At 61.5% G+C, this 8,041-nt stretch carries 9 protein-coding genes and 1 tRNA gene; 5 read left to right on the top strand and 5 right to left on the bottom strand.

The genetic code is table 11. From position 1 onward, the window contains the following. Positions 1–192: 192 nt before the first annotated feature. Together BLV27_RS18720 and BLV27_RS18725 are read left to right on the top strand one after the other, a co-directional pair. Positions 193–624, top strand: a complete 432-nt coding sequence (locus tag BLV27_RS18720; protein WP_425283673.1) for a MauE/DoxX family redox-associated membrane protein — start codon at positions 193–195, stop codon at positions 622–624. Next, positions 621–1,859: a sialidase family protein gene (locus BLV27_RS18725; protein WP_092647998.1), complete on the top strand. Its 1,239-nt coding sequence runs from the start codon at positions 621–623 to the stop codon at positions 1,857–1,859. Before BLV27_RS18720 ends, BLV27_RS18725 begins: the two co-directional genes overlap by 4 nt. Positions 1,860–2,093: 234 nt before the next feature. Here BLV27_RS18725 and BLV27_RS19500 read toward each other — a convergent pair whose 3' ends face one another. The 3 genes from BLV27_RS19500 to BLV27_RS18735 all read right to left on the bottom strand — a co-directional run bounded on the left by BLV27_RS19500 (position 2,094) and on the right by BLV27_RS18735 (position 3,405). Continuing rightward, entirely contained in the window at positions 2,094–2,258 is a 165-nt protein-coding gene (locus tag BLV27_RS19500) for a hypothetical protein (RefSeq protein WP_170831535.1), read from the bottom strand. Between the two features lie 523 nt (positions 2,259–2,781). Continuing rightward, a tRNA-His gene (locus BLV27_RS18730) sits at positions 2,782–2,858 on the bottom strand. A 61-nt stretch (positions 2,859–2,919) separates the two neighbouring features. Beyond that, entirely contained in the window at positions 2,920–3,405 is a 486-nt protein-coding gene (locus tag BLV27_RS18735) for a GNAT family N-acetyltransferase (RefSeq protein WP_211605549.1), read from the bottom strand. Positions 3,406–3,450: 45 nt separating this feature from the next. Here BLV27_RS18735 and BLV27_RS18740 point away from each other — a divergent pair, with 45 nt between their 5' ends. Beyond that, complete coding sequence (locus BLV27_RS18740; RefSeq protein WP_092648000.1) at positions 3,451–3,633, top strand: DUF6324 family protein; 183 nt, start codon at positions 3,451–3,453, stop codon at positions 3,631–3,633. Here the strand turns inward: BLV27_RS18740 and BLV27_RS18745 are convergent. Together BLV27_RS18745 and BLV27_RS18755 are read right to left on the bottom strand one after the other, a co-directional pair. Further along, complete coding sequence (locus BLV27_RS18745; RefSeq protein ID WP_244504757.1) at positions 3,630–4,091, bottom strand: MmcB family DNA repair protein; 462 nt, start codon at positions 4,089–4,091, stop codon at positions 3,630–3,632. The two genes, BLV27_RS18740 and BLV27_RS18745, sit on opposite strands and share 4 nt — an antisense overlap. Positions 4,092–4,669: 578 nt before the next feature. Beyond that, entirely contained in the window at positions 4,670–5,263 is a 594-nt protein-coding gene (locus BLV27_RS18755; protein WP_170831536.1) for a 2-hydroxychromene-2-carboxylate isomerase, read from the bottom strand. A gap of 78 nt (positions 5,264–5,341) precedes the next feature. Between BLV27_RS18755 and BLV27_RS18760 the strand changes: the two genes are divergently transcribed. Then, positions 5,342–6,376, top strand: coding sequence for a ribose-phosphate pyrophosphokinase (locus BLV27_RS18760; protein WP_425283674.1), 1,035 nt, complete (start codon positions 5,342–5,344; stop codon positions 6,374–6,376). A gap of 37 nt (positions 6,377–6,413) precedes the next feature. After that, the gene (locus tag BLV27_RS18765; RefSeq protein ID WP_092648005.1) at positions 6,414–7,523 is read left to right on the top strand and encodes a THUMP domain-containing class I SAM-dependent RNA methyltransferase; all 1,110 of its coding nucleotides are present in this window, start codon (positions 6,414–6,416) and stop codon (positions 7,521–7,523) included. Positions 7,524–8,041: the final 518 nt, after the last annotated feature.

An 8,041-nucleotide genomic window follows, 5' to 3' on the forward strand; every position in this document is an offset into this window, starting at 1 on the left:
AACTACGTAGGCCGGGCTGGTGATCAGGTCGTAGGACTTGAGAATGCGATAGGCTGAAGCCTCGGACACAAAATACTTTTCCGTTCCGGTGAAGCGCACGGCCAGCTCCCGCGGCGACAGATCGCTTTCGACCCGAAGAAGAAAACATATACGCTGGTCCTGATCCTCTTCGCCGTTGCCGCGGCGACGGCGGTGACGCTCACGTGGTTCTCTTTCAGGACGCTGTTGAATTGGCAGACGTTGGGCTGGTTCATTTCCGTATCGATGATCTTGCTTGGGATGCAAAAGCTGCGCGACGTCGAAAGTTTCTCGACGATGTTTCTGAACTACGATCTTCTTGCGAGAAAATGGGTCCCATACGCCTACGTTTATCCTTGGGTCGAGACGGGTGCAGGTGTTCTGATGACAGGCATGATGTTGACTTGGTTGGCCGCGCCCGCTGCACTGTTCATCGCCACCATAGGTGCGGTAAGTGTCTTCAAGGCAGTCTACATCGACAAGCGTGATCTGAAGTGTGCCTGCACCGGTGGCGGCACGAACGTGCCGCTTGGCTTTGTGTCGCTGACTGAGAACCTGATGATGATGGGTATGGCCATTGTGATGCTCTGGAACTTGATCTCTTGAGGCTCGCGCTGACGCTCGCCTCGATTTCGCTGATCCTGATTGCCGGTCTCGCCCGAGCACAGGTCTTCACCGCAATCGAGATGATCGACAGTCCCGACCGCGGACTGGCGGAACAGCCGTCTTTGGTCGCGCTCCCTGATGGTCGAGTGTTCCTGTCGTGGACGGAATTGTCAGGTCTGGTCGAGGCATCCGTCCTGACCGCCGTTTTCGACGGAACGACCTGGTCGGAGCCGGTCAGCGTGGCACAGGGCGACGATCTTTTCGTTAATTTCGCCGACTTCCCCTCCGCCGTGGCCCTGCGCGACGGGACGATCGCGGTGCACTGGCTCCGGATGCTCGGCGCTTCGCCGTATGCCTATGGCGTCAACATCGCGATGTCCCAGGACGGAGGCGCGACCTGGGGAGAGACCATCGTTCCGCACCGTGACGACAGTCCGCGCGAACACGGCTTCGTCTCGCTGCTCCCCGACGGTCCTGACGGTGCGCTGGTCATGTGGCTAGACGCTCGGTCCTACGACCCCGCACAGGCAGACGCGTCCGACAATGCCATGCAACTGCGCGCGACGACGCTGACGGCGGAAGGCGCGCGCGCCGAAGACCTAATGCTGGATGCACGCACCTGCACCTGTTGCCAGACCAGTGCTGCCGTCACGCAGGACGGCACCGTTCTTCTGGCGTACCGAGACCGGACGCTGGACGAGATCCGAGATATCTCGGTGGTGCGTCGGGTTGATGGCATCTGGTCCGAGCCCAATTCAGTGAGCAACGACGGATGGGAGATCGCAGGATGCCCGGTCAACGGCCCAGCGATCGACGCCCAGGGCGACTTTGCAGCGCTTGTCTGGTTCACCGAGGCGGACGGCATCCCGGCGGTCAAGCTCGCCTACTCGCAGGATCGGGGCGAAAATTTCGGGCGCGGACACCGCATCGATCTCGGCGATCCGTCCGGGCGGGTCGATTTGGCTATGCTGCCCGACGGAACGGCGCTTGTCAGCTGGGTCGAGAGAACCGACGCGGGTGAAGCCCTCATGGTCTGCCGCGCGACGCAAACCGGCAGCTGCGGCACGCCCGAAGCGGTGACCGTCAGCGGCTCCGGCCCCTCCATCGGCTTCCCCCGGATGACGCCGGTGGGCGGCGACGTCTATTTCGCCTGGACCGCGCCTTTTCGCGACGCGTCGGTCGGGTCGGGTGGCGGAACGTTCATCGGATTCGCGCGGGCGACGTTGCTGCCTTAGCCCGTCGAAGGCGGTAGATTTTTTCGTCCCGATCGCCGGCCAATCGACCTTTCATCCGCGCCCAGTCCCCGGCCCGCGCATGATCGGAAAATGATGCGAAGACGGCGCTATTTTGGTGGACATCAGCCGTTATGCCAAAGCCATGAATCGATCCATTGAGAGCGTCGCAGTGAATTATTTAACTATTGTTCTAATGATGTAATTTTCGCGCCTGAGGGCTCAAATATTACGAGGTCATCCTGTATTGCGAGCAAACAGAGCATTTAGCTTCGCCTCAAGCTCTGCCAGCGCCTCATCGCCACCACTGCGGTTTTCCCGTACATCCCGGAACAGACCAACGATCTTACCCAATGGATCTGCAGCCTTTAACCGGGCGCTATCGGTCTTGGCCGATGTCATTAACTCCTCCAGCGGAGCGATGACCCTAGACGCGCGCGTGCGGGCTCGGAGGCGGCATTCCTACTGCCGCTCGGCTATCAGGTGAGCGATGCGTGCAACCACCTGCTGGTTTCAGCAAACCACCAGTCCGCCCCAGAGGATTTGTTCGCTGCCGCAGGCGATCCATCAGCCGCGGTACTACGACCATCTTCTGTAAGTTATTTTTGGGGTTTCCTGACCGACGCTGATTGTTCGCGGTGATCAGTATACAGGTGGAGGGGCCGCAGGGCCCGCATATAGCGGGCTGGAAGTAGTGCGGGCACCCGCGCCCCATCCAAATTCATATAGCGGCCCCGGAACGAATAAACTCTGCGATAGCCTGATGATCGTGGGGCTGCCCATCCCCTCGCCCCAAGAATCAAGCCGGATAAAAAAGATCGCGCAGATTAGCACCCGGATAGGGGGAACCGTGCGCGCATGTAATCCCTGAGTAACTCGGAGTTACGTGCTGGCCAGCATATAAGGTCTAACCATTTGAAATTTATGGTACCACCGCCCCGGCTCGAACGGGGGACCTCCTGATCCACAATCAGGCGCTCTAACCTACTGAGCTACGGCGGCACTGCGGGCGATTTAGCGAAGGCGAAGCCGAGGTGCAAGACCGCAGCCGACCAGTTTTGCGTCAAAGCGACAGACGCCAATTCTGCTCCAGCGTCGGCTGTCCGAAGGCGGTCACCGGCGTCTGGTCCAGTAATTCAAACCCGTTTCGCGCATACAGCCTTCCAGCCGCCCGATGGCTTTCGTGGGTCCAGAGCACCAGTTGCGCTGCCCCGCCCCGCCGCGCGTGGTCGATAACCGCGTCCAGAAGACGCTGCGCCAAACCGGTTCCGCGCATCGCCGGTTCCACCAGAAACATCCGCAACCGGGCCGTTGTTTCCTCGGGCCAAGAGCAAAAGATGCAGCCTTGCCGCGTACCCGCCCGGTCAACCGCGATCCAGGCCCGATCCAGCGGACCCCGGGCCTTGACGAAGTCGGCCAGGATGCCTGCCACCATCGCCTCGAACAGGTGATCGTAGCCTTCGTCGGTCCAGTACAATTCCCCATGGCGCATCAGCACCCAGCCGGGGTCGCCCGGTGCAAGATCGCGCAGCATCATACCGTCAGTCATGGGAGCAGTCTTGCGCGGATCGAGTTGCATGGCTAGAGACCGCGTATGGGTATCAATGATCCGTCCGATGCAGAGGCCAATCTGCAAATCGCCCCGACCGATGCAGGCATGGTGCGCCTGTTCATCGAGAGCGGGAACGTAGAAATCCCGATGGACTTCGATCCGGAGGACGCGCTTGAAATCGCCGAGGAAATCCGCGCCGCCGCCGCAATCGCGGCGCGCCGCTAACCCGCCGCTTCCGCCATCATCGGATCGCGCGCCCAGTGCAGGCGCAGCGCGGCACAGCGCGCGAACCTAAGCGTCAGCGCCCTGCGCCGGGCACCCGGAAGTTTTGATGCTGCGGGCATACGTACCACCTCGGCCCCGAAGGCATCTGCGATGATCAGCCCCGTCTCGGGTGGCAGCAATTCCGTCGGGAAGTCAGTGTCCACAGCCCAGAAATATCGATCCGACCATTCCAGGTAGCCCTGCCACTTAACGTCCGCGTTGAAATCGGCCCGGCTGGACTTGCACTCCACGATCCAGAATTCACCCTTTGGACCCAACGCCATCACGTCGAGACGTTTGCCGCGTTCGGGCGAGAACTCCTCAAGACAGGTGAAATCGTGGTCGCGCAGGTGACGACAGACACCACGTGCGAGTAATTGGCCGGGTAGCAGATCGGGGGGCATCGTCGAGCTATCCATGGCCCATGATGTGAATGAAAGGGGAACAAAAGTCTACAGGCACCGCGGCGTGTCACCCCTTGCCAGCTCACCATCGGGCCCCTAGCTGAGGGGTACGGCGCTTCTGTGCTTCCCGTCACCGGCATAATTCCAGTGGCCTTAAGCAAATCCGAGGGAACTGGCTCTGTCGCGACCCTGGTCGCGTTACCTGGTGCCCACCTGTACATACAGGTCCTCGGGAATACATGACCCGACGGTCGCCACGGTTCGCCGCAGGGCCCGGTCCGAAAGGACCGGGTCCACTTCGTTCAGGCCCACATGACATGCTACAGGATTACCCGCCCCTTGGCGGCACCGCGAACCCCTCAAGGTCCGTGAATGACACTATGGGCCTTGCACCGAGTTCCGCTCGGCTAACGGCGTCCCGGCGACCGGTCGAGACGGCCAAGTCGCTGTTCACGCTACCGCTCTGCCGTCCGGCCAATAGCGTGTGGTCCACGAGAGGCCTTCGCTTGAAGACAACGGACGCCCCCGCCTCGCAGGGGCCGCTGCGCCCCATCCCCGGCAGCCGGCCAAGCGCCACGAACGCGGATATCGGATTATCGGGCCGCCAAAAAGGCATCGAGATCGTCGATGCGGTCCTGGCCCCAGAACTTCTCTCCGTCGGCAATGAAGAACGGCGCACCGAAGACGCCCGCAGCGACGGCCTGCTCAAGATTGCGGGCATAGATTTCCGCACCCTCCATCAGCCCGGCATTCACCAACGCGCGGTCGAACCCAGCGGCCTCCAGGCAGTCGGCGATGACGTCGTCCTGCGCGATGTCCCGCTCCTCGACCCAGCAGGCGCGCGTGATCCCTGCAACCAGCTTGGCGATGTCGCCGGACCCGTCCTTGGCCGCCGCAATGATCGCATAGGAAGACGGGGCAGGATTGGTCGGCCAATGCGCGGGTTTGAGATTGATCGGCATTCCGAGCTTGGCTGCGGTGCGTCGAATTTCGACCAGACGATAATCCTGACGGCTTTCGTGCCGCTGGCCCGGAGGCGTACCACCGGTTCGCCCAAACAGCGCCATGATGTCGAGAGGCTTGTAGTTCAGCGTCGCACCATGTTTCGCCGCAACCTCGGCCGGGCGAGTGGCGCTCAGGTAGCTAAAGGGTGAAATGGTCGCAAAATAGTAGTCGATCTGCATCAGATATCCTCCGGAGGTGTTGGAAGAACCGCTAGCCCGGTGCTACTGCGTGCGCAACGTGCCCGGCACGATTCGAGAGGAATGCCGATGCCAAGCCCTGATCCAAAGATCATCTCCGGCAACGCCAACCAGCCGTTGGCCAACGCAATCAGCCGGCGGATGTCGATGCATCGAGGCGTGAAGGTCGACCTGGTCGACGCAAGGGTCGAGCGGTTCAACGATCAGGAAATCTTCGTCGAAGTGTACGAGAACGTGCGTGGCGAGGACATGTTCATCGTCCAGTCCACATCAAACCCCGCGAACGACAATCTGATGGAGCTGCTGATCATATCGGACGCCCTGCGCCGGTCGTCGGCCAGCCGCATCACCGCCGTGATCCCGTACTTTGGCTACGCCCGACAGGATCGCCGCACCAAGGCGCGTACGCCGATCTCGGCCAAGTTGGTTGCCAACCTGATCGCGAATTCCGGCATCGAACGAGTCCTTACGCTGGATCTGCACGCGGCCCAGATCCAGGGGTTCTTCGATATTCCCGTCGACAACCTCTATGCGTCGCCGATCTTTGCGCTGGACCTGATGCATCACTTCAAGGGCCAGATGGACGATGTGATGATCGTGTCACCCGACGTCGGCGGCGTGGCCCGCGCGCGCGAATTGGCACAGCGGATCAAAGCCCCCCTCTCCATCGTCGACAAGCGGCGCGAGAAGGCCGGTGAAGTGGCGGAAATGACCGTAATCGGCGATGTCACCGGTAAGAAGTGCATCATCGTCGATGACATCTGCGATACGGCCGGAACCCTGTGCAAGGCCGCCGATGTCCTGATCGATGCGGGCGCGACCGAAGTTCATGCCTACATCACCCACGGCGTCCTATCGGGCCCTGCGGTTGAGAGGATAACCAATTCCAAATTGAAATCGCTGGTCATAACGGATTCGATTGCGCCCACGCAGGCCGTGAAGGACTGCGCGAACATCCGGATCGTACCGACCGCGCCGATGTTCACGCAGGCGATCCTGAACATCTGGAACGGAACGTCGGTGTCGTCGCTGTTCGATACCGCAACGCTGGAGCCGATCTACGAGCCGCTCTACCCCGGTCTCGCGATCGACGAGTGACCCTTACGCCCGCGCCCGCCGCGGGTTATGGACGCGCATGTCGTTCGAAATTTTTCTCATGGCCCCCCCGGGGTTGGAACGGACCTTGGCCGAGGAAGCCCGTACGGCGGGTTTCCCAGAACTGTCTGTCGTGCCGGGAGGCGTGACCTTCGACGGCGATTGGCCGGACGTCTGGCGCGCGAACCTGACCCTGCGCGGTGCCGGGCGCGTGCTGGCCCGGATCGGTGAATTCCGCGCCTTCCACCTGGCACAGCTCGACAAACGGTCACGCAAGTTCCCGTGGGCCGACGTTCTGCGCCCGGATGTGCCGGTACGGGTCGAGGTGGCGACGAACCGCAAGTCCAAGATATACCATGCCGGGGCCGCGCAGCAGCGGATCGAAACCGCGATCGCCGAAGAGTTGGGCGCGCCCATCGATCCAAAGGCGGAAATCGTAGTGCGCGCGCGCTTCGACGACAACATGGTCGGCCTCTCGGTCGACACATCGGGCGGCCTTTTGCACAAACGTGGTCACAAACAGGCCGTCGGAAAAGCCCCCCTGCGCGAGACGATGGCAGCGATGTTCCTGCGACAGTGCGGCTACGATGGGTCGGAGCCGGTACTGGACCCGATGTGTGGCTCGGGCACCTTTGTGATCGAAGCCGCTGAGATCGCCTCGGGCCTGCTGCCCGGTCGCGCACGTGCGTTCGCCTTCGAGAAACTGGCAAGCTTCGATGCCGACGCTTGGGCGGCGATGATGGCCGAGGGGCCTCCGGCGAAGGATACAGACCTGCGCTTTCACGGATCGGACCGCGACGCCGGCTCCTTCGCGGCGGCGCGGGCAAATGCCGAACGGGCGGGCGTCGCCGATCTGGTTGATTTCCAGAAGCGAGCCGTCAGCGAGATATCCCCGCCCGAAGGCCCGCCAGGGCTTGTCATCGTGAACCCGCCCTACGGTATCCGAGTCGGAACCAAGAAGCCGCTTTACGGCTTGCACGGCGCTCTCGGGTCGGCGTTGAAGCAGCGTTTTTCAGGCTGGCGCGTCGGTATCTTGACGTCGGAAGCCTCGCTGGCGCAAGCGACGGGCCTGCCATTCTTGCCAACCGACCAGCCCGTCGCCCACGGCGGCCTGCGGGTCACGCTTTTCAGGACCGAACCTCTACCCTGACGGCACCACAAAGAGGCCTTGGCACAATCGGTAGAATGCTCCTCCGGTCGCTGATTGGCCCTCACCTGAGCTACTCCCTTATCTTGGACGGCCGGGTTGTCTCGCAATTGAATAGGGCTGCTGTACAAGAACGCATGGCTACCCTCCGTTTTCCTTAATCTTCCTGTCGACGAAACTCTCGGCGACCACAAGTAGGGCATAGGCGTATCCGAGCGATCAGCGGCCTTTGGCTCCCTGCGTTTCAGCCTTCTTCTAACTTTCGAAGTAACGGACGGGTAGGGCAATCATACTCGCCCGCATCAGGCGCTCAACATGCGTCCATGAGCCGCTGCCGGTTTGGTGGACGGCAACTTAAGCTTTCATCGCTCTCTCCTCGTATTGCATGGGGCTTAGGTATCCGATGGTCGAGTGGCGATGAATGAATAGCCCCTAGTTTCCTAGACGCCTTCCTGGTTCACGTTGCGCTGTGTGTTTTCGAAGTCGATGGGTGACAGCATCCCGTTTCTGACATGTTTGCG

The sequence above is a fragment of the Jannaschia faecimaris genome (assembly GCF_900107415.1).
Taxonomy (GTDB): domain Bacteria; phylum Pseudomonadota; class Alphaproteobacteria; order Rhodobacterales; family Rhodobacteraceae; genus Jannaschia; species Jannaschia faecimaris.

Excerpts from the sequence above, each read along its gene's own strand:
- BLV27_RS19500 (WP_170831535.1), bottom strand. The coding sequence starts at position 2,258 with ATGACATCGGCCAAGACCGATAGCGCCCGGTTAAAGGCTGCAGATCCA.
- BLV27_RS18735 (WP_211605549.1), bottom strand. The coding sequence starts at position 3,405 with ATGACTGACGGTATGATGCTGCGCGATCTTGCACCGGGCGACCCCGGC.
- BLV27_RS18740 (WP_092648000.1), top strand. The coding sequence starts at position 3,451 with ATGGGTATCAATGATCCGTCCGATGCAGAGGCCAATCTGCAAATCGCC.
- BLV27_RS18745 (WP_244504757.1), bottom strand. The coding sequence starts at position 4,091 with ATGGATAGCTCGACGATGCCCCCCGATCTGCTACCCGGCCAATTACTC.
- BLV27_RS18760 (WP_425283674.1), top strand. The coding sequence starts at position 5,342 with ATGCCGATGCCAAGCCCTGATCCAAAGATCATCTCCGGCAACGCCAAC.
- BLV27_RS18765 (WP_092648005.1), top strand. The coding sequence starts at position 6,414 with ATGTCGTTCGAAATTTTTCTCATGGCCCCCCCGGGGTTGGAACGGACC.